Consider the following 19775-nt stretch of genomic DNA (forward strand, 5'->3'; position numbering starts at 1 on the left):
AGCGCGCAGAGGGCGCATCCGGCCTCACAGGCGGTCGTGATGAATACGGAAGATCATGGTGCCGGCTTCTCCCGTCGCCAGGAGGACCGTGGAGGGCTCGCCGGGTTGCTGGGGGGCCGTGCGCAGCGCATGGACGCGATAGCCGGTGACGATCTGCAGGAGATGCCGGCCGGCCGCCGGATCCCACAGATGAATGCTGGTGCTGCCGGCCGTGGCGAAGGCGACACGCTGTCCCTGGACCGGGAAGGCCGTCACCGCGTTCAACTCGCCGTCACCCGGGTCGAACTCGCGCAGGGCTTCGGCAGCGCTATCCGGCTCCCAGAATTTGAGTGTGCCGTTCTGCCCGGCGGTGACGAGTCGCAGGCCCGCCGCACCACGCCCGGGAGCGAAGGCGACATCGTTGACGATGTTCTGGCCGCACCGGATCGTGCGGCCGTACTGGGTGAGATCCGCCGTTTCCCAGATCCGGAGGTTGCCGTCGCTGCCGCCGGACGCGAGAAGGGAACCGGCTCCCGTGCTCCTGGTGGCCAGGCACCGCACGCTGAACTTGTGGTCCTTGCGAATCGCGACGGGTTCAGAGGTGTCGAGGTCCCACAGGCGTACGGATCCGTCGGCGCTCGCGCTCGCCAGCCGGGAGGACGGCCCAGGGCCCTCGACGGCCACGAGCGCGAGGGCAGGGGAGTAGTGGCCGTGCAGCGTTGCCACCGGTGCCGAATCCCCGGCGGCGGAGGCATCGAACAGGGCGATGCTGTTGTCGCTGCGAGCGGCTGCCAGCAGCACGTGGTCACGCCGCCTCACCCAGGCGAGCGCGGTGACCTGCTCGTCGTCGATGACGGGGTGTTTCTCGCCGGTGCCGATGTCCCACGCCAGGGTTCTGCTCCCTTCGGTGACCGCGAGGCGATGGGGTGGCCCGGGGGACAGCGCGCTGGCGGTGACCGGGGTCCAGGCAGCTCGGCCGTGCTGGAACGTGGCACCGTCCAGGGGCCAGTTCCGGACGGTGCGATCGGCTCCGGCCGTGATGAGGCGGGCGCCCGGCCGTTCGGTGAACGCGGAGAGCGCGGTGACCGGGGCGGAGTGCGCCTGAATCGACTCGCCGAGGGGTGCCAGCGGCTCCAGGGGCTCCAGCGGTTCGGTCCGCCACAGACACACGGTGCCGTCCGCCCCGGCACTGACAAGCACCTGCCGGTCCTCGGCCTCGACCAGCGCCAGCGCCGTCACGGCGCCCTCGGACGTCGCGACGGTGCTGCTGACGATGGCCCGTCCCGGAACGGTCACATCGTGGACGGACAGGGTGCCGTGGCCGTCGCCCACGGCGTAGTGCCCGGCCGGGGTCAGGGCGACCAGGGCGCGTACGGCCGCCGGATGACGGGATCGCATGACGGCTGTGCGCCCGTCGAAGCTGCTGACGGTGTCGTGCTGGGCGTAGAGCAGAAGTCCGGACCCGTCGGGCCGGGACGTACCGCGCACCATGGCCGCTGCTCGTTCGAGCCGGGGCAGCGGTATGTCGATCTGCTGGAAGGCCGCGGTGTTGAACGCGGCGAGGTAGCCGTCGCTCCACGCGGCGAGCAGCACCTGGCCCCGGTCCCGCGGCCGGTAGAGCGTGAGCGAACTGACCCAGGTGCCGGGACGCCGGAGCACCGGCCCGATGGTGCGGCCGCGCAGCGCGTCCAGGACCGAGACGGTGCCGTCGGTGGCGCCGGTGGCGAGGAGGCCCTCGTGCAGCGTGACCAGGTGCTCGATGGCGCCGTCGTGTACGGCGATCGGTGGCGCGGCGGCGGAACCGTCGGGCCGCAGGATGCGGACGACACCGTGGTCGTCCCCCGTGACCAGCAGGGGCTGGGCCCGCGCGCGCCGCCCCGCCTGCACCGTGGCCAGGGAGGTGACGGCGGCCTCGGTCACGGCCCACACGTTGTCCGGACTCGCGCAGTCGCTCCAGAGCGGGGTCACCGGCGACCCGGCGAGCACCGCGTCCCCGGGGGCCGGAGTGGACAGCGGCTGGTGGCGTGCCGTGGCCGCGTGGTGGGCCAGGTGCAGGCTGGTCAGCCGGGACAGCGGAGTGAGCCCCCGGGAGAAGGGCTCCAGCTTGGCCCAGGCCCGCAGCCACTGCTGACGGTCCGACGGGTCGTTCCCGCCCGCCAGCAGCCGGCCGAGACCGGAGCTGGTTTCCCACGGCAGCAGGGACGGAGGCACGTGCGCGTCGTCCAGCACCCGCCCCTGGGCGGCATGTTGCGCCAGATGACGGCGTAGATAGGGGTGCGGCGGGATGCCGGGGTCGTCAGGCACCAGCTCGGCCAGGGCCGCTGCCAGTCGGCGGTGGATCTCGGTATGCCGGTCGCTGCCCGGTCGCGGGGTCATTCGGACTCCTCCGGGGCGAGGGTGTCCGCGCCCGGATCGGGGGTGTCCGCGTCGAGGTCGAGCAGGTCGGCGTCGAGGTCGCAGAGCACCTCGGCCACCGCTTCGTGGGCCGGCCGGTAGACCCGCCGTTCATCCTCGTGATCGTGCGCGAGATAGCCGTTCAGGCGGCTCTTCAGCAGCTTTCCGATCATGTCGTCCCAGTCGGGTAACTGACGGCCCAGGAACACCCGGCCCATCCGTGGCCAGATGTTCGACCAGGGGATTCCCGCCCCCGCGGCGAAGGCCGAAGCCCGGAGGAGGGCCAGCGCCACGTCGGACGGAAGGCCGTCCCCCGCCACCAGCGCCAGATCACGTCGCAGAAGCCCCTCCACCCCCCGCCGAAGCATCGCGATCCACTCCGGCCGGTGCGCGACCGCCGCCGGGTCCTCGGCGGCACGCAACTGCTCCCCGGCGAGACGGGCCAGGATGAAGGACGGCCACACCTCGGGCGCCACCAGATCCGCCGCTTCCTCGGCCGTGTCGCGATGCCCGCCCTCGCAGATGAGCGCGTGCAGATACTGCGCGATGTCCTTCTCGCTCCCCTCGCCATCCGTCCGCAGCTGCGCGGCGGTGGGGAACGCAGCCTGCAGGGCCTCGCTGAGTCCCTGTTCCGCGTCGGGCAGCTCCACGGGGGAGTCGCTGAGCGGCCGGCTGGAGCGCACGCCGATGAGCAGGCGCAGACCCGCAGGCATGGCGGGGGGAAGCGGGCCGTCGTTCTGCCGGGGGGCGGGCACCTGCCCTATCTGCGGGGAGCAGAACTCACTGAGCGGGGCCAGCACATCGTCGATGACGCGGGGGAGTTCGGCCGCCTCGTCGAGACCGTCGATGACCAGGGTGACCGGCTCGCCACGACCGCGGAGGGTCTCGACGATCTGCTGTGTGCAGGTGACGACGGGATCCTCGGTCGAGGCCGGCCGGCCGGGTTCGACCCCGAGAGCCCGCAGGATGTCGCGGGCCAGATCCGCCGGGCCCCGGTGACGCGCCAGGATCGCCCCGGTGAGGGCGCCGGGAGCGGGCACCGTGCCGGCAGCGGCCAGATCGACCGCGGTCTTGAAGACGGGCTCCTCCTGGAACGACGGATCGCTCAGCACCACCGCCCGCGCCAGCACGGCCGACTTGCCACTGCCGGCGGTCCCGGTGATCAGCAGCACTCCCCGGGCGCGTGTGGGGCTCAGGAACTCGGTGACACTGCGGTTGATGTCATCACGGCCGCGGAAGTACCACCCCGGATCGCTGTCCTGCGTACGGCCGGTCGCCCGGTCGAGCCAGTAGTCGTCCACCGGAGTGCCGGCCTGCCGCAGCCCCGCCCCGGCCAGGTCATGGCCGTAGCGGTAACCCGGGTTGGGGATGCAGGGCGTCGGGGTGAGGATGCCGCTGCCGTCGACCACCCGGTGCAGTCGGTGCTGTCTGATCGCGGTCTCCGTGCCCAGCTCGCGCTCGAACTCGGCCATGAGTTCGGCGACCGTGAGGTAGGGAGTGGTGATGCCCGCGGTGGTCCGCAGCCGCTGCAGGGCACCGCGCAGCAGCGTGGGGAACCGCCGTACCTGCACCGGCTTGTCGTGCCCGCACGTCACCAGGACATCGAGACTGCACTGCGTACGCCGCTGCCCGCGGATGTCCTCCAGCACCTCGTCGAGCTCGCTGCGGATCTTTCCCGCGTAGCAGGTATTGACGATCACGAGGACGTTGCGGACGTGCGAGTCGAGGGCGGCGGTGATGAGTTCGGTGGTGCGCACCGAGGTGTTGAGGTGGCGTCCCTTGACGGAGGCGGGCAGCTTCAGGAAGTGGGTTCGCGCGCCGGAGACGCCGTGTCCGGTGATGAACATGACGAGGGCCTGGCCCTCCATCTCCCTCACCCTGTGCTCACGCAGGAAGTCCTCGACGTCCTCGCGTCGCCGCAGATCCGGGGGCGGAACCTGACGGAAGGGGGGCTCGGCGCCGTGTCCGGACCACCACTCCGTCACGACTTCCAGCTGCTCGTCGATCCCCTCGGTGAAGCTGTCGTCGCCGTCGCCGTAGTCACGCACCGCCAGGGTCAGCAGAGTCCGCTGAGATCCGGTATCCGCCTCGATGTCCTGCGTTTGTGTGAACGCCTCCGCCCTGTTCTGCATCTCCTTAGTGTTTCAGTCATGACTGAGCAGCCGCAGACGAATCCGCCGGGCCGCGTCCCCGGCGGCCGTCCCCGTACGACTCCGGGACTGACCCCCGCCGTCACGCACGACGCCGTCGTCCTCGTACCGGGAATCATGGGGAGCGAGCTGTACGACACGAGCACCGGCAAAGTCCTCTGGGGCCTGGCACATCCCACGTGGCTGGCCAAGGCCTGGCTGACCAAGGGCGGGCTCGCGCCCCTGCACCTCACAGCCGAGGAGCAGGCCGGGGAGTACGGCCGGATCAAGGCGCGCAGGCTTCTGCAGATTCCGGCGTGGAGCCCGGTCCTGCGAGGCATCGAGCCGTACCACAAGATGACCGGGGCCATCGAGAACGCCGTCGCCCATCCCGCTGCCGTCATGCCGTTCCCGTACGACTGGCGGCTGCCGGTCGAGGTCAACGCGCGACGGCTCGCGAGTGAAGCCCGTGAGCACCTGGAACGGTGGCGACAGCACCCGGCCCACGCGGCGGCACGCCTGCAGGCGGTGGACGAGCGCGAAGCCCGTCTCGTCTTCGTCGCCCACTCGATGGGCGGCCTCGTCACCTACGCGGCCCTCACCCTCGGCTTCGACGGTGATCTCGAAGCGGACACCCGCGGCGTCATGACCCTTGGCACGCCCTTCCACGGGTCGGTCGTCGCGGCGAACATCCTGAACACGGCCCAGGGCGCCCCACTGCCGCTGCCGCACAGCCGGCTCGCCTCCCTCGCCTCCGCGATGCCCGGCGTCCACGACCTCCTGCCCGGCTTCCTCTGCGTCGAGGAGGGCCTCGACGTCCGCCGCCTCACGCCCTCCGACGTCGGCGCGCTGGGCGGTGACAAGGACCTGGCCAGAAGCTCGCAGGAGTTCTTCGACGCGCTCCGGTCGAAGCCGTTCCCGCACCACCGCCCGGTCGTCGGCATCCGTCAGGAGACCGTGCAGTCGATGCGGCTGGAGAACGGCACGGTCATCGCCTCCGAGTACTGCTTCCGGACCCACACGGACGGCGAGCTGATGCGCGACCCGGACGGGGCCCCGCGCCGCTTCCAGGTCGGTGGCGACGGAACGGTCCACCGCGAATCGGCGTCCCTGACACGTCGTACGGTGCCCCTGGCCCTGCAACACGGTGCGCTGGCCAGCGGCAGAGCGGCGCGGCAGGCCGTGGTCGACTTCCTCCTGGAGGACGACCACTTGGGCCCCGACCAGGCAGATGACGGCCTCGGCCTGACGGTCCCGGACTACGTGGTGCCGAACGCCGAATGGACGGTGCGCATCACCGGCACGGACGACCCGTCGGGGGTCGACTGCACCGTGACCGCGGTCGACGGCGGCTTCCAGCGGGAGGCCCCCCTCTACGCCGGTGACGACGATGCCCTCGGAGCGGATCTGGAGGTCCCCGACGCGGGGCTCTACCGGGTCACGGTGGAGGCGGACTACCTCCCGTCGCCGCTCACCCAGCTCGTGTTCGCGGGCCCGGGAGGCACTACGCCGTTGGACGACTGATTCGGTCCGCGTGGGGCTCCCGCGGGCCGCGCAGTGGCATCGTCCGGCTGAAGACGAGATTGGTGGTCGTGCTCCCGAACTCGGCCAGCTCGTCGACTATTTCCTCCAGGTGGGCCATCGAGGTGGCCGCCACCTTGAGGACGTAGCAGTCGTCACCGGTGGTACGCAGACACTCCAGGATCTCCGGCCGTGCCCGGAGCATCCGGTGCAACGGCTCGTGCCGGCTCCCCGGGTACTTCAGCCGGACGACCGCCAGAGCCACATATCCGGCCCGCTCCAGATCCACCTCGGCCCGGTACCCCGTGACGACCCCGACCGCCTCCAGCCGCCGCACCCGCTCCGTCGTCGCCGACGCGCTCAGGTTCACCCGCCGGGCCAGCTCCGTGAACGCGATCCTGCCGTCGCGCTGGAGCTCGTCGAGGATCGCCCAGTCCGTCGCGTCAAGATTCTCGGCCATCCGGTCAGATTACCGGGAGTTCCACGGGTGAACTGCGCCTGGACCGGCAGGAATCCCTTCTGCCGACCGGTCCGGTCTGGCTAGGCTCGGCCCTGTGAAGATCGGCGTGAACGTCCTCAATTTCGGACCCGGAACCGACCCCGGAGTCCTGCACGACTGGGCCCGGACCGTGGAAGGTCTCGGCTTCGACCTGCTGATGGTCTCCGACCACATCGCCGTCACGCCCGACGTCGCCGAGCAGTATCCGGCGCCCTTCTACGAGCCCTTCACCACCCTGTCCTGGCTTGCCGGTCTCACCACCCGCATCCGGCTCGGTACGACGGTCCTCATCGCCCCCTACCGGCACCCGCTGCTCACCGCCCGGATGGCGGCCAACCTGAACGCACTCAGCGGCGGGCGGCTGGTCCTCGGCGTGGGCGTGGGCTGGGCACGGCAGGAGTTCGCCGCCCTGGGCATCCCCTTCGAGCAGCGGGGACGACTGACCGACGCCGCCCTGAAGGACATGCGGGACGCCTGGGCCGACACGGCCGCGTACGGGAACGGGAAGATCCCGGTGTGGGTCGGCGGCAACAGCGATGCGGGCCTACGCCGGGCCGTGCGGCTCGGTGACGCCTGGCACCCGCTGCGGTGCACGATGCCCTGGCTGCGGGAAGCCGCGGACCGGCTGAAGTCGGCCGCGTACGAACAGAACCTTCCGGTGCCCGCCTTCGCTCCCCGGATCGTGCTCCGGCCCACCGCGACCCAGGTCGACGGCCCGCAACGCCTCGCCGGTGAGGGGACGATCGACCAGATCATGGACGACCTCGACCAACTACGGCTGCTGGGCACCGACACGGTCGTCCTCGACCCGTACAACGGCGACCCCCAAGAGACCAGCCACCCACAGCCGGCCCGGCAGGCACTCGCCACGGTGGCCGCGCACTTCTACCCACCCCGCACCACGACGGAGCAGCCATGACCACGCCCGACGACGACACCCTCCTCAGGCGCGCCATCACCCTCGCGGCCGAGGCGCGCGAAAGCGGCAACCCGCCGTTCGGCTCGCTGCTGGCGGCCACGGACGGGACGGTCCTCGCGGAGGACCGGAACACGACGCTCACCGACCGGGACATCACCGCGCACCCGGAACTGAAGCTCGCCCGGTGGGCCGCGAGGGAGCTGGACGCGGCCACGGCGGCGGCCACCACGATGTACACCAGCTGCGAGCCGTGTTCCATGTGCGAGGCGGTCATCCAGCAGGCGGGGCTGCGCCGCGTGGTGTACGCCCTCTCCGGCGAACAGCTCCTGGACATCAGGCCGGGCAGCAGCCGCCCGCCCGTGCCGCAGGAGGGACCGGCGCTGCTGGAGGAGGTGCGGGCGGTGATGGAGCCGTACTACGCCTGACCCCCGCTCGTCGGGTGGGTCAGTGCGCCTTGACGGCCTCGACGAACGGTGTCCAGGCGGCCGCGTTCACGACGAGCACGGGGCCGTGGGGGCGCTTGGAGTCGCGGACGGGGACGAGGCCGGGGTGGCCGTCGGCGACTTCGAGGCAGTCGCCGCCATTGGCATTGCTGTAACTACTCCTCCGCCAGTTTGCGCCGTGCAAGATGCTTGGGGAGCGCACCATTTCGATAGTCCTCTGTCGCTGCTTCGAGCACTGCCAGGGATGAGTCCGGCGACTCGGCGGCGGCCCTGAGCAGATCGTAGGACCTCCGATACTGCTTGACGATCCCCGGATCGTCGATCGTGTTTCCGTGGTACTGCCCTTCGGTGTAGAAGAGCGGAGGCGCATCCGCGTAGTCCAGCAGCATGGCGTTGTTGTACATGAGGGCGTGAGCCCCAGTGTTCCACGGAACGATCTGTAGAATGATCCGTCCGCTTCTGGTGAGAGCGGCCACATGTTCAAGCTGTTCAGCCATCTGCGGCGGCGGCAGGACCGGCTGCCAGAGCAGGGTCTCGGGGATGACGATCCAGTACTCCGGATTGCCCTGGTCCAGGAGACGTTGGGCCCGTTGCAGCCTGGATCGGACCATTACGTCCGTCTCTTCGGTAAGGCCCGGCACGCGTTCGGCCCGGAACAGCTCGCGAATGTATGCCTCCGTTTGCACCAGGCCGGGGATGACGGTGGGCGACCACTGTCCGATCGTCACTGCCTGATTCTCCGTCTCCAGTACGCGCTCGAAGTACTGGGCATGGCCCTTGCGGCGCGCTTCTCGTACGTCTTCACAACGCCGTTGGAAGAACCCGTCCGTCCCCAGCACCAGGTCCACATGCCGCGCCAACTCCACCGGCATGCGCCGATGCCCGTGCTCGATCTCGCTCAGGTACGTGATGCCGAAGAAGCTGCCCTCGACCAGCTTCTCCAGGGTCAGGCCCGCTTCCTCTCTCTTGAAGCGCAGCTCCTTCCCGTAGAACTGCGGGACTCCCGCCGATCCGTCGATCTCCTTGCGTGTGGCCACTCTGCCGACCGCCTTTCGCGCTGTGCTCTGTGGAGCGGGAATCCCTTTCACGGTAGGGCTCCGTACGGCAGCGTGTGAGGCGTTCGTCACAGTCAGCAACGAAAGGTGTACGGGCCCCTCATGGACGACTCGCAGCACGTCACGTACGACATCGGCGCGGAGATCGACGCCCTGCGCGCCGCGCTCACCGCGCACGGCATCACCCTCCCCTCGCTCGGCGTCGACCCCCTGACCCTCGCCGCGCGCACGACCAGGCCACCGCTGATCGCGCTCGGCAACTGCAACGCGGCCACCGCGCGGCAGCTGGCCGAGGCGCTGCGGCCGGCGGTCGACGGATGACCGTGCTGCCACTCGCGGTCGACCTGCTTGCCGTGCCGAAGGCCGTACCGGAGGTGAGGCGGATACTGCGGGCGCGGTTCGCGGGCGTGGATGTGAGCGATCTGACGCTCTGCGTAAGCGAGTTGCTGACCAACGCGATCACGCATCTCGGGGAGGGTGTGCCGGTCACGCTCCGGGTCAGTGGCACGCACGCCGGCAGGGTCCGTATCGAGCTGAGTGATCCGGCGTCCGGTGTCTGGCCGATGCTCCGGTCCGCCGGTATCGGCGACGAGTCCGGGCGGGGGCTGCTGCTCGTGGATGCGCTGGCGCTGCGGTGGGGCGTGGAGCAGGGGCTGTACGCAAAGACCGTGTGGTGCGAGTTGCGATCGCCGGTGTGCGGGTCGGTGTAGATGGCAGGGATATTGCCGACGGCCGTCGCAGAGGCTCGGATGGTCGCGGCCTCCGTGCTCGACGCCGAGGGACTGTGGGCAGAGCCGCTGGGCGACGTGCAACTCCACTTCATGATCCGCGACATGGCGTTCGCTGCCGAGCGACAGAGATGACTGCAAGGATCACCAGGCTGCTGGTGTCAGCCCCTGTGAGGCGCCCGGTATGGCGCCATCTGGTGGAAAGCAACCGCCGAAAGCCGAAGTCAGGAGCACCGATGCGTCGTCACCATCACTCTGCCCAGCCCGATCCCGCCCGACCTGAGTCGGCTGCTACCCTCCGGGCGGATTGAGCCGCACCATCCAGAGTGCGCGCGTCAGGGGGGAACATGTTCGGCGTCATGGCGGGGCTGATCGTTGCGCTGGTCTTCGCGATAGGTGGCACTCGGGTCGCCCTCAATATTCGAGGTGCCGCCACCTCGATGGCACGGCGCCGCGAAGAGAACGTTGACTTGCAACGGCAAGCCCAGGGAATGCTCGGCGCCGCACCTGTCATCTGGCCTGTGGCGCTCTTTCGTAGCGTAGGTGCGGCCGTCGGGCTGGTCGGCCTGGCGGGGGTGCTGTTGGCGGTGATGTTCCTCGTCCCGGCCATCGCCTGAGCTCGCACGAACGCACGCCACCGGGTCAACAACTCGCGAACGCCCGCCTCTACCGGCCTCATGGGTGAGCCGGTTCTTCATGGCGCCACAGTTCAGGAGCCGAACGCGATCCCCCTGAGGGCCATCGGACAGGCCCTGGCGGCCCTGGTGTGGAGCCCCGGCAGCCACTGTTGAGAGGGATGGTCAGCGCAGCTTGAGTTGTTCGCGGAGTCGCTTCACGTGTGCCTGGATGTCGCGCTGAATGCTGGGGGCCTCGGCGGATGTCGGATGGGTTTCGAGGCGCTGGACGGGCTGGCGGCAGGGTGCGCACAGGCCATCGCGGAAGGCTTCGGCCTTGCCGGGGGCACCGCAGTCGGTGCACTCGACCATCAGGCGGGGTGCGGGAGTGCCCGGCGGTGCGGGAGTTGCGGCGGCGTGCCGGCGGGGCGGGAGCTTGGTGATGAGGCGCTTCCTGACGAAGCCGAGCGGTGAGTCGACGGCTGCGGGCAGTCCGGCGGTGAGGGTGTGGACGAGGTAGTCGGCGTCCACACCGCGTGCGAACCATTCGGCGGCCAGCTCCTCCAGCGCCCGGCAGTCGTCCTCGGAGAGCCCCAGCCGCTGGTCGGCTGGGCCCAGTCGGGTCAGGGCGAGGTAGGCGAGTGACGAGTCTCCCGAGGCGGCGCCCTGCGACTGCCCGGTGCGCTGGGGCGGCAACACCGGGGCTGGGGAGCGTTGTTCGGGTGCGTGGTCTTCGGGTGCGGCGGGGGCTGCGGGTGCGGCCGGGACCCATGGAGGGGGCGGCGTGGCCGATGCGACCACCGGTTGCGGCAGACGGCGGCTCGCCTCGGTGGTGAGGAAGGTGTTCCACCATTCGTTGTCCCGGGCCGTACGCGACCAGAATGTGCGGGTGACCCAGCGGAGGGTGTCGCCGTCCCCGACCGCGCACCGCGCCTGGCGCAGGTGACCGGCCACGCCCAGGGCCCGCAGCGCGCTGCCGACGGCCATCTGCCCGTACAGGGGCTGGCATTTGGAGAGCGACTTGATGTTCATGGCCGCGCCCTCGGGGAGCGTGTCGACGTATCCGGCGATGCACCGCTCCCGCTCCGGCAGAAGCGCGAAGTCGTCGGTGCGGGGCGGGCGCTGGTCCGGGACGGAACGCTTGCCGTAGCCGGGGCTGGCCTTCGGGCACGGAGCCGGGGCTGCGGGCGTCGGCAGGGCAGGACTAAAGTTCTGGGTAGCCACGAGATCGACTTTCTGGGTTGCGATCTTGGGTGAGACCCCGGCCGGTGCTATCAACACCGCGTCGGGGTCGTTACGTTGGGGCACCGTAAGCAGCCGCGACGCCGTGCCGCAAGTCGGTCACAAATGGTCAAACTTGCTCGCCGTTACGGGTCAGGGAGGTGGGGAGGTGTTCCCCAACCTCCTTCTTTTACCTACCGGTTGTCAGACATCGCTCGAATCTCGGAACTCGGACCTCGACGCTCGAATCCCGAGGCTCAAGACTCGGGCCGAGCCCTCATCACGTACCCACGAAAGAGTGAACAGGGCCTTCCGAGCCCCGAGCCCCGAGCCCCGAGCCTCGAGAGTCCGGTCGTCGGTGGCACCGTCGACGACCTGTGGTCGAAGGTGCCCCGCACAGGTCGTACGCCGCCCCCGAGGCGTACTGCGAATTGAATTCGACCTTGGAAGGTGTGGCATGGGTGAGAGTAGTAGTGGATTTAGTTCGGAATTTGCAATGGTTTCGTTGAGTTTTGATGAATCCGAGGAAGGAGAGCCCGAGTCGTACTCCCTTGAAGTCCCGAAGGGGCCCATTGGGGGTCTCTATAGGTGCCTCGATCTTCTGGAGAGTGTGACCATTGGGACGTGCGGAAAGTTTATTAAGTTCGGCGCGACTGGGCTTTTTGGGAGTGTCTTTTTGGATCCGATAACTGGCCAGGTAGTGGAATCTGTACGCGGGATGGAGGGCGTGAGGGTGGTCAATACCACCCTTGAGTGTTTCAGTCTGTGCGTTCGCGGTGTGATGCAGATGTATCCATTTACTGTCAGTGGATGTCATGGTTGGGAGGCTGCGGCGAGCGAGGTGGAAGTTCTCGTACGTCGAATTGATCCTGAGGCTTACGAAGTTCCTGATAATCTTTGGTACGAACTTAATGGTCCGTCATGTCGGAAGAGTGGTCGTGAGGAGATTCCGTTGTAATTTCAAGAGGCAGCACACTGTCACCGAACTCTGGTGGAGGTGAAACCGTGCGCAACTCGCTCCGTGGGCACGTAACAGTGCTTATGGGATGCGAGGCAGGCCAAACGGATTCCACTGCCACAAGGAGGCGTGGGGCTGGAATTCTTTTGCCAATGCGTGGGATATCGATGATTCGATGTGGCGAGTCCTCTTGGGAGTGAAGTCATGAGAGTGGAAGTTATTCAAGTTCTGGCGCCGTCACATGAATTCGTGCGTTTCGAGTGCGATTCGGGCACTGCTTCCGGACGCTGGATGGGGTTGGGTCCGGCCGAGCTGGGGCAATTTGATGTCGAGATCGAAGTTCCAGAAGAAGTTGCGGAGTGGACGGCTGTCCCCTCGGGTGATACCTCCATCTCGGGGGGTGTCGGGAGGGGGCATGCGGCCAACATGGTGTGTCGAGTTCTCGGATTTGATGAGGGTGATGACTCAGTTGTAGGAGTCAGGGTGGGATTGGATATTATCCTGATCGAAATTTTGAATCGAAGGTCGGAAATCCCTTTGGGGGGTCTCATTTCCTTCCGGACCCCTGAAATTCAAATTTACCCGTATGATCTCTAGGGATAATTTCGGAATGGGGTCTGGAGTTGCCTCAAGCGGAAGATGCTGCAGGCCCTGCCGAACGTTGCGGGATGAAGCAGCCCCGGATTCCCCGAACCGAAGGGGGCGCCGCCGCAGCTCCTCATCCCGCTCCTGCCACGCCTGACACGCGCTCTCGACGCCGACCTGGCAACCGAGTTCACGGCCCACCGTCGCAAGGCCTCAGCGGCTCCCCGCAGCCCGCAGTCGGCAGCCCTGGAATCCGCTCTCTACCGCGGCGGCAACGGCGGCCGCCTCAGATCCGGGGCCGTGTCGTAAGTAGGCGCCGTCGCCGGCGGGTGCGCCGCCAGCAGGTCCAGGGCAACGCGCACCGCGTCGTCCAGGACCGCGTGCCGTCCCTCCGCCCAGTCCAGGGGGGTGCGTAGCGCCTCCAGGTCTGGTTCGACGCCGTGGTTCTCGACCGACCAGCCGTATGTGTCGAACCACGCGGCGTTCATCGGGACCGTGATCACCGTGCCGTCGCCCAGGCGGTGGCGGCCTGTCATGCCGACGACCCCGCCCCATGTCCGCTGGCCCACTACCGGGCCCAGCTTCAGCAGGCGGAACGCGGCGGTGATCATGTCGCCGTCGGAGGACGTCGCCTCGTCGGCCAGGGCGACGACCGGGCCCCGGGGGGCGTTGGAGGCGTACGAGACGGGCTGGGCGTCCCGGGTGAGGTCCCAGCCGAGGATCGTGCGGGTGAGCTTTTCGACGACCAGTTCGCTGATGTGGCCGCCCGCGTTGCCGCGTACGTCGACGATCAGGGCCGGGCGGGAGACCTCCAGGCGCAGGTCGCGGTTGAACTGGGCCCAGCCCGAGCCGCCCATGTCGGGGATGTGCAGGTAGCCGCAGCGGCCGCCGCTCAGGTCCCGTACGACCTGGCGGCGTTTGGCCACCCAGTCCTGGTAGCGCAGCGGCCGTTCGTCGACCAGCGGGACGATCGCGACTCGGCGGGAGCGGCCCTCGCCCTCGGCGGGGCGGAAGGTCAGCTCGACCGTGGTGCCGCCCGCTGCGGAGAGCAGGGGGTAGGGGCCGGCGACCGGGTCGACCGGGCGGCCGTCGACGTGGGTGAGGACCGCGCCCTCGCGGATGCCCGTACCGGCCAGCGGGGAGCGGGCCTTGGAGTCCGAGGAGTCGCCGGGCAGGATGCGCAGCAGGGTCCAGTCGCCGTCCCGGCACACGAAGTTGACGCCGAGCAGGCCGATCGCCCGCTGGTAGTGCGGCGGGCCCTCGTTGCGGCGGGCGGGGGAGACGTAGGCGTGGGACGTGCCCAGTTCGCCCAGGACCTCGCGGAGGAGGTCGGCGAACTCGTCGGGTGTGGCGACCCGTTCGACCAGGGGGCGGTACTGGTCGAGGATGGCCGGCCAGTCGATGCCGCACATGTCCGGTTCCCAGAAGTAGGAGCGGATGAGGCGGCCCGCCTCGGCATACGCCCCTCGCCACTCCGCCGGGGGGTCCGCCTCGTGCAGGATGCGGCGCAGGTCGATGTAGACCGTGGAGTCGTTGTCGCCCGGCTCGGTGGCGGGGACGGCGCGCAGTTCGCCGTCGTCCATGACGACGAGGCGGGAGGCGTCGCCGCTGACGGCGAACCAGTCGAGGTGGTCGACGAGTTCGGTCTTCTTCGCCTTGGCGATGTTGAAGTACTCCAGGGTCGGGCGGCCCGACATGTCCGCCGGGTTGGCGAACGTCTCGCCCAGCGCGCCGGAGATCGGCCAGCGCAGCCAGACCAGTCCGCCGCCGCTGACCGGGTACAGCGCCGAGTACTTGGAGGCGGAGACCGGGAACGGCGTGACCCGGCTCTCCAGGCCCTCGAACTCGACGGTGACCGTGGAGCCCTCGGCCGCCTCCGCCTCGTCGGAGTCCCCCGGGTCGAGGCCGCCGGCGGCCGGCCGGCCGTCGGGGGAGAGGGCGAAGGGGGAGGGCGTCGCCGAGGAGAGCGGGACGAGGTACGGGCGGCAGCCGAGGGGGAAGGAGAGGTCGCCGGTGTGCACGTCGTAGACGGGGTCGAAGCCGCGCCAGGAGAGGAAGGCGAGATAGCGGCCGTCGCCCGTGAAGACCGGGTTCTCGTCCTCGAAGCGGCCGTTGGTGACGTCGACGATCGTGGGGGCGCCGGGGCCCTGGATGCGGGCCAGCTTGATCTTGCGCAGCGAGCGGCCGATGCCGGGGTGCGACCAGGTCAGCCAGGCGCCGTCCGGGGAGAACGCCAGATCGCGGACCGGGCCGTTGACGGAGCGGATCAGTTCGACGGGCTCGCCGGTGGACGTCTCCTCGCCGGTGTCCGGAGCGTCGGTGTCCAGGGCGCCGGTGTCCAGGAGGAGCAGCCGGCCGTCGTGGGAGGCGATGGCGAGCCGTTCGCCGTCCGGGTCGGCGATCAGCTCCTGGACCCGGCCGACCCGGCCTGAGGCCAGCCGGCGCGGGGCGCGGTCGCCGCTGGCGCGCGGCAGGGAGGCGATCTCGATGGCGTCCTCGCCCTCCGCGTCGGTGACGTACGCGACCTGGCCGCCGCTGCCGAGCATCTCCGGCAGCCGGACGCGGACGCCTGGGGTGTCGGCGATGGTGCGGGCGGGGCCGTCGCGGTGGGTGAGCCAGTACAGGCTGCCGCGTACCGCGACGGCGCTGGCCCGGCCGGTCTCGTCCACGGAGAGGGAGTCGATGTTGCTGGCGGCCGACACCTGGTAGGTCCGGCGTCCGGCGCGCGGGCCGCCGAGCCGTACCTCCAGCTTGCGGGGCACGGCGTCGGGTGACTCCAGGTCGTCGACCAGCCACACCTCGCCCGCGCACTGGTAGACGACCCGCCGTCCGTCGCTGGAGGCGTGCCGGGCGTAGAACGCGTCGTGGTCCGTGTGCCGGCGCAGGTCGGTGCCGTCGGGGCGGCAGGAGTAGAGGTTGCCGACGCCCTCGTGGTCGGAGAGGAACGCGATGCGGCCGCCGACGAACATCGGTGAGTCGAGGTGCCCGCCGATGTCCGGGAGCAGCCGCTCGCCGTGCAGCCACAGCCGCCCGGTCGCGCCGCCCCGGTACCGCTTCCAGGCCGCCGGTTCGTGCGGCGGCTTTCCGGTGAGCAGCAGGGTGCGGCGCTCGCCGTCGATGTCGGCGACGGCGATGTCGGAGACCGGGCCCCAGGGCAGCCGGCCGCCGGGGCTGCCGTCCGTGGGCACGCTGTAGGCCCAGGAGAAGTACGAGAACGGCTGCCGGTGCGAGGACACGGCGAGGATCTGCGGGCAGTCCCCGTCCCCGGGGCCGGGGGTCCAGCCGCAGACCCGGGCGTCGGTCGACCCCCAGTAGGTGAGCCGGCGGGCCGGGCCGCCGGTGACGGGCGCCAGATGGATCTCCGGGTCGAGGGTGCGCCACGTCGTGTAGGCGATCCGGGTCCCGTCGGGGGAGAAGCGTGGATGGCTGACTCTGGTGCGGTCGACGGTCACGCGCCAGGCGCGTCCGGGCACCTCGCCCTCGGGGACGAGGGGGGCCACCCAGAGATCGTCCTCCGCCGCGAAGCAGAGCAGATCGTCGTGGAGGTGCGGGAACCGGAGATACGAGACGTCGTCACTCACCCCCCAATGCTTTCCGCGTGAGGGGGGCGCGGCAACTTGTGGTGCGGAACACAAGCGAAACGATTTCGTTTCGCTGGGTGCGCGGGGTACCGTCGATGTGTACGAAACAGTTTCGTTCGATTGACTGACGTACGAATGCGCATCACCCGAGCTCAGGGAACAGGAGGTCGACCATGGCACGCACACGGCTCACGCCCGAGCGTGAGAGCGAGCTGTACGCCGCCGTGCTCGACCTGCTCCGCGAGGTCGGCTACGACGCCCTCACGATGGACGCCGTCGCCGCGCGCACCCGTTCCAGCAAGGCCACCCTCTACCGCCAGTGGGGGAGCAAGCCCGAGCTCGTCGTCAGGGCCATGCGGCACAACAAGCCCGTTTCCCTCAGCGATGTCGACACCGGCTCGCTGCGCGGTGACTTCCACGCCGTCCTGGGCCGTAGTGACGACTGTCAGATGGAGAAGGACTCCGCGCTGATGCGGGGCCTGAGCCATGCCGTTCACGAGAACCCCGATCTCCTGCAGGCCCTGCGCGAGCTGCTGATCGAACCGGAGATGACCGGTCTCGACCTGCTGCTGCGCCGAGCCGTGGACCGGGGGGAAGTACGTCCGGACAATCCGGCGCTGAAGTACCTGCCCCACATGCTGATCGGCGCGTTCGCCGCTCGGCAGCTGGTCGAGGACCGCCCGGTGGATCAGGCGTTCCTTCTCGACTACGTCGACTCCGTGATCCTCCCCGCTCTCGGAGTCTGACCGCCGTCCCCACGGCACACCCGCACGGCCCCCTCCCCAAGCCCCACCTGACACGCCGCTCTCGTCGTCGGGGTGGTTCCTCACGCCCATTTCCACTCAACGACCTGACCGGGAGTACGCCTCCGTGGCCACATTCCTCTACAAGCTCGGACGGCTCGCCTTCCGGCGCCGCCGCTATGTCGCCCTGATCTGGGTGGCACTGCTGGCACTCGCCGGATTCGGCGCGGCCACCGCGTCCACCGCCACCTCCAGCTCCTTCTCGATCCCGGGTACGGAGGCCCAGAAGGCCTTCGACCTGCTGGAACAGAGGTTCCCCGCCGCCAGCGCCGACGGCGCGACCGCGCGCATCGTCTTCAAGGCCCCCGAGGGCGAGAAGATGACGGACCCGGCCAACAAGGCCGAGGTCAACAAGATCACCGCCGGGCTGAAGTCCGGCTCGGACCAGATCGCCTCGGTCGTCGACCCGTACGCCGGAAAGGCCGTCTCCAAGGACGGCTCGACCGCGTACATCTCGGTGACGTACGAGGTCAACTCGATGGAGCTGACCGACGCCACCCGGGAGGCCCTGGAGGACTCGGGTGAGGCGGCGCAGAAGAGCGGGATGACCGTGGAGATCGGCGGTGACGCGCTCCAGGTGATGCCGGAGACCGGTGCCACCGAGGTCGTCGGCATCGCGCTGGCCGCGGTGGTGCTCGTCATCACCTTCGGCTCGCTCATCGCGGCGGGGCTGCCGCTGCTCACCGCCCTGATCGGGGTCGGCATCGGCGTCTCGTCGATCACCGCGCTGGCCAATGTGCTGGACCTGGGTTCCACCACCTCCACCCTCGCGATGATGATCGGCCTCGCGGTCGGCATCGACTACGCGCTCTTCATCGTCTCCCGCTACCGTGCCGAACTGGCCGAGGGCCGGGAGCGCGAGGAAGCGGCAGGCCGTGCGGTCGGCACCGCGGGTTCCGCGGTCGTCTTCGCCGGGCTCACCGTGGTCATCGCCCTGGTCGGCCTCGCCGTCGTCAACATCCCGATGCTGTCGAAGATGGGCTTCGCCGCTGCCGGTACCGTCGCGATCGCCGTCCTCATCGCCCTCACCCTCGTCCCGGCCATGCTGGGCTTCGTGGGCAAGCGGGTCATGGGACGCAAGGCGCGCAAGGCCGCCGAGGCGGAGAACAAGCCCGACGCCAAGCCGAACATGGGCACCCGCTGGGCGCGGTTCGTGCTGCGCAAGCCGGTGTGGGTGCTGCTGGTCGGTGTGATCGGCCTGGGCACGATCGCCGTACCGGCCGCGTCGCTGGAGATGGGCCTGCCGGACGACGGCTCCCAGCCCACCAGCACCACTCAGCGCCGCGCCTACGACCTGCTCTCCGAGGGCTTCGGCCCCGGCTTCAACGGCTCGCTGCTGGTCGTCGTCGACACGGCGGACAGCTCCGACGGCAAGACCGCCGCCAAGCAGGTCGGTGACGAGATCTCCGGCATGAAGGGTGTCGTCGCCGTCACCCCGGCCACCTTCAACAAGGCCGGCGACGCGGCGATGATCACCGTCGTCCCGAAGGACCGGCCGAGCTCCGTCGAGACGGAGAACGTGGTCCACGCGATCCGTGACGCGGGCAAGGACATCAAGTCCGACACCGGCGCCGAGGTGCTGGTCACCGGCGCCACCGCGATGAACATCGACTTCTCGCAGAAGATGAACGACGCGCTGCTGCCTTACCTGGCGCTCGTCGTCGGCCTCGCCTTCCTGCTGCTGATGGTGGTCTTCCGGTCGATCCTGGTGCCGCTGAAGGCGGCGCTCGGCTTCCTGCTCTCGGTCGTCGCGGCCCTGGGCGCGGTCGTCGCGGTCTTCCAGTGGGGCTGGCTCGGCGGACTGTTCGGGGTCGAGCAGACCGGTCCGATCATGTCGATGATGCCGATCTTCATGGTGGGTGTCGTCTTCGGTCTCGCGATGGACTACGAGGTCTTCCTCGTGACCCGGATGCGCGAGGCGTACGTCCACGGTGAGAAGCCCGGCCAGGCCATCGTCACCGGCTTCAAGCACGGAGCCCGGGTCGTCACGGCCGCGGCCGTGATCATGATGGCGGTCTTCTCCGGATTCATCGGCTCCAGCGAGTCGATGATCAAGATGATCGGCTTCTCACTCGCCATCGCCGTCTTCTTCGACGCGTTCGTCGTCCGCATGGCCATCGTGCCCGCGGTCCTCGCCCTGCTCGGGAAGCGGGCCTGGTGGCTGCCCCGCTGGCTGGACCGGGCGCTGCCCAACGTCGACGTCGAGGGTGAGGGCCTGCGCAAGGAGCTCGCCACCACCTCCGGCGACGGCGATGCGGGCGACGCCGGTCCGGACGCGGGCGGCGAGCGTGAGCTGACCCGCGTCTGACCGGCGTCTGAGCCGGTCACCGAGCCGCTGACCTCCGG

The 19775-nt window shown here is 69.4% G+C and carries 18 protein-coding genes; 11 read left to right on the plus strand and 7 right to left on the minus strand.

The features are described 5' to 3' along the window. Nucleotides 1-24: 24 nt before the first annotated feature. Nucleotides 25-2355: a WD40 repeat domain-containing protein gene (locus ACIOEW_RS23065; RefSeq protein ID WP_401965527.1), complete on the minus strand. Its 2331-nt coding sequence runs from the start codon at nucleotides 2353-2355 to the stop codon at nucleotides 25-27. Continuing rightward, entirely contained in the window at nucleotides 2352-4505 is a 2154-nt protein-coding gene (locus ACIOEW_RS23070; RefSeq protein ID WP_401965530.1) for an ATP-binding protein, read from the minus strand. Before ACIOEW_RS23070 ends, ACIOEW_RS23065 begins: the two co-directional genes overlap by 4 nt. Before the next feature lie 18 nt (nucleotides 4506-4523). Here ACIOEW_RS23070 and ACIOEW_RS23075 point away from each other — a divergent pair, with 18 nt between their 5' ends. Next, complete coding sequence (locus tag ACIOEW_RS23075) at nucleotides 4524-6026, plus strand: hypothetical protein (RefSeq protein WP_401965533.1); 1503 nt, start codon at nucleotides 4524-4526, stop codon at nucleotides 6024-6026. Here the strand turns inward: ACIOEW_RS23075 and ACIOEW_RS23080 are convergent. Next, nucleotides 6007-6483: an Lrp/AsnC family transcriptional regulator gene (locus tag ACIOEW_RS23080; protein WP_362542507.1), complete on the minus strand. Its 477-nt coding sequence runs from the start codon at nucleotides 6481-6483 to the stop codon at nucleotides 6007-6009. The genes ACIOEW_RS23075 and ACIOEW_RS23080 overlap by 20 nt on opposite strands. Before the next feature lie 94 nt (nucleotides 6484-6577). On the opposite strand from ACIOEW_RS23080, the gene ACIOEW_RS23085 reads away from it, so the two are divergent. Both ACIOEW_RS23085 and ACIOEW_RS23090 read left to right on the plus strand, forming a co-directional pair. Then, nucleotides 6578-7441, plus strand: a complete 864-nt coding sequence (locus ACIOEW_RS23085) for an LLM class flavin-dependent oxidoreductase (RefSeq protein ID WP_401965535.1) — start codon at nucleotides 6578-6580, stop codon at nucleotides 7439-7441. Continuing rightward, nucleotides 7438-7866 carry a nucleoside deaminase gene (locus ACIOEW_RS23090; protein WP_401965538.1) on the plus strand — a complete coding sequence of 143 codons (429 nt, stop codon included), beginning with the start codon at nucleotides 7438-7440 and terminating at the stop codon, nucleotides 7864-7866. Before ACIOEW_RS23085 ends, ACIOEW_RS23090 begins: the two co-directional genes overlap by 4 nt. A 19-nt stretch (nucleotides 7867-7885) precedes the next feature. Here ACIOEW_RS23090 and ACIOEW_RS23095 read toward each other — a convergent pair whose 3' ends face one another. Next, entirely contained in the window at nucleotides 7886-8089 is a 204-nt protein-coding gene (locus tag ACIOEW_RS23095; RefSeq protein ID WP_401965541.1) for a DUF397 domain-containing protein, read from the minus strand. Further along, complete coding sequence (locus tag ACIOEW_RS23100; protein ID WP_401965544.1) at nucleotides 8040-8921, minus strand: helix-turn-helix domain-containing protein; 882 nt, start codon at nucleotides 8919-8921, stop codon at nucleotides 8040-8042. The genes ACIOEW_RS23095 and ACIOEW_RS23100 overlap by 50 nt, the downstream gene beginning before the upstream one ends. A gap of 120 nt (nucleotides 8922-9041) precedes the next feature. Here ACIOEW_RS23100 and ACIOEW_RS23105 point away from each other — a divergent pair, with 120 nt between their 5' ends. From ACIOEW_RS23105 to ACIOEW_RS23120, 4 genes are all read left to right on the plus strand, one after another. Then, a complete protein-coding gene (locus tag ACIOEW_RS23105; protein WP_362542519.1) occupies nucleotides 9042-9260 on the plus strand; it encodes a hypothetical protein in 219 nt (72 codons plus the stop codon). Further along, nucleotides 9257-9649, plus strand: coding sequence for an ATP-binding protein (locus ACIOEW_RS23110; RefSeq protein ID WP_362542522.1), 393 nt, complete (start codon nucleotides 9257-9259; stop codon nucleotides 9647-9649). Before ACIOEW_RS23105 ends, ACIOEW_RS23110 begins: the two co-directional genes overlap by 4 nt. Continuing rightward, complete coding sequence (locus tag ACIOEW_RS23115) at nucleotides 9650-9802, plus strand: hypothetical protein (RefSeq protein ID WP_401965547.1); 153 nt, start codon at nucleotides 9650-9652, stop codon at nucleotides 9800-9802. 212 nt (nucleotides 9803-10014) lie between these two features. Beyond that, the gene (locus tag ACIOEW_RS23120; protein WP_401965550.1) at nucleotides 10015-10284 is read left to right on the plus strand and encodes a hypothetical protein; all 270 of its coding nucleotides are present in this window, start codon (nucleotides 10015-10017) and stop codon (nucleotides 10282-10284) included. A gap of 183 nt (nucleotides 10285-10467) precedes the next feature. Here ACIOEW_RS23120 and ACIOEW_RS23125 read toward each other — a convergent pair whose 3' ends face one another. Next, entirely contained in the window at nucleotides 10468-11505 is a 1038-nt protein-coding gene (locus tag ACIOEW_RS23125; RefSeq protein ID WP_401965553.1) for a MarR family transcriptional regulator, read from the minus strand. A gap of 493 nt (nucleotides 11506-11998) precedes the next feature. Between ACIOEW_RS23125 and ACIOEW_RS23130 the strand changes: the two genes are divergently transcribed. Together ACIOEW_RS23130 and ACIOEW_RS23135 are read left to right on the plus strand one after the other, a co-directional pair. Further along, nucleotides 11999-12460: an SUKH-4 family immunity protein gene (locus tag ACIOEW_RS23130; RefSeq protein WP_401965771.1), complete on the plus strand. Its 462-nt coding sequence runs from the start codon at nucleotides 11999-12001 to the stop codon at nucleotides 12458-12460. A gap of 204 nt (nucleotides 12461-12664) precedes the next feature. Next, a complete protein-coding gene (locus ACIOEW_RS23135; RefSeq protein WP_401965555.1) occupies nucleotides 12665-13057 on the plus strand; it encodes a hypothetical protein in 393 nt (130 codons plus the stop codon). 248 nt (nucleotides 13058-13305) lie between these two features. On the opposite strand, the gene ACIOEW_RS23140 is transcribed toward ACIOEW_RS23135, so the two are convergent. Next, nucleotides 13306-16626 carry a S41 family peptidase gene (locus tag ACIOEW_RS23140; RefSeq protein ID WP_401965558.1) on the minus strand — a complete coding sequence of 1107 codons (3321 nt, stop codon included), beginning with the start codon at nucleotides 16624-16626 and terminating at the stop codon, nucleotides 13306-13308. A 173-nt stretch (nucleotides 16627-16799) separates the two neighbouring features. On the opposite strand from ACIOEW_RS23140, the gene ACIOEW_RS23145 reads away from it, so the two are divergent. Together ACIOEW_RS23145 and ACIOEW_RS23150 are read left to right on the plus strand one after the other, a co-directional pair. Then, complete coding sequence (locus tag ACIOEW_RS23145; protein WP_362542543.1) at nucleotides 16800-17372, plus strand: TetR/AcrR family transcriptional regulator; 573 nt, start codon at nucleotides 16800-16802, stop codon at nucleotides 17370-17372. 124 nt (nucleotides 17373-17496) lie between these two features. Beyond that, nucleotides 17497-19737, plus strand: a complete 2241-nt coding sequence (locus ACIOEW_RS23150; RefSeq protein ID WP_362542546.1) for an MMPL family transporter — start codon at nucleotides 17497-17499, stop codon at nucleotides 19735-19737. The last annotated feature ends 38 nt before the right edge of the window (nucleotides 19738-19775 follow it).

Source organism: Streptomyces sp. NPDC087901 (genome assembly GCF_044742205.1).
Lineage (GTDB): Bacteria > Actinomycetota > Actinomycetes > Streptomycetales > Streptomycetaceae > Streptomyces.

Coding starts and splice junctions, on each gene's coding strand:
- ACIOEW_RS23065 (WP_401965527.1), bottom strand. CDS start 2,355: ATGACCCCGCGACCGGGCAGCGACCGGCATACCGAGATCCACCGCCGA.
- ACIOEW_RS23070 (WP_401965530.1), bottom strand. CDS start 4,505: ATGCAGAACAGGGCGGAGGCGTTCACACAAACGCAGGACATCGAGGCG.
- ACIOEW_RS23075 (WP_401965533.1), top strand. CDS start 4,524: ATGACTGAGCAGCCGCAGACGAATCCGCCGGGCCGCGTCCCCGGCGGC.
- ACIOEW_RS23080 (WP_362542507.1), bottom strand. CDS start 6,483: ATGGCCGAGAATCTTGACGCGACGGACTGGGCGATCCTCGACGAGCTC.
- ACIOEW_RS23090 (WP_401965538.1), top strand. CDS start 7,438: ATGACCACGCCCGACGACGACACCCTCCTCAGGCGCGCCATCACCCTC.
- ACIOEW_RS23095 (WP_401965541.1), bottom strand. CDS start 8,089: ATGGTGCGCTCCCCAAGCATCTTGCACGGCGCAAACTGGCGGAGGAGT.
- ACIOEW_RS23105 (WP_362542519.1), top strand. CDS start 9,042: ATGGACGACTCGCAGCACGTCACGTACGACATCGGCGCGGAGATCGAC.
- ACIOEW_RS23110 (WP_362542522.1), top strand. CDS start 9,257: ATGACCGTGCTGCCACTCGCGGTCGACCTGCTTGCCGTGCCGAAGGCC.
- ACIOEW_RS23115 (WP_401965547.1), top strand. CDS start 9,650: ATGGCAGGGATATTGCCGACGGCCGTCGCAGAGGCTCGGATGGTCGCG.
- ACIOEW_RS23120 (WP_401965550.1), top strand. CDS start 10,015: ATGTTCGGCGTCATGGCGGGGCTGATCGTTGCGCTGGTCTTCGCGATA.
- ACIOEW_RS23130 (WP_401965771.1), top strand. CDS start 11,999: ATGGTTTCGTTGAGTTTTGATGAATCCGAGGAAGGAGAGCCCGAGTCG.
- ACIOEW_RS23135 (WP_401965555.1), top strand. CDS start 12,665: ATGAGAGTGGAAGTTATTCAAGTTCTGGCGCCGTCACATGAATTCGTG.
- ACIOEW_RS23145 (WP_362542543.1), top strand. CDS start 16,800: ATGGCACGCACACGGCTCACGCCCGAGCGTGAGAGCGAGCTGTACGCC.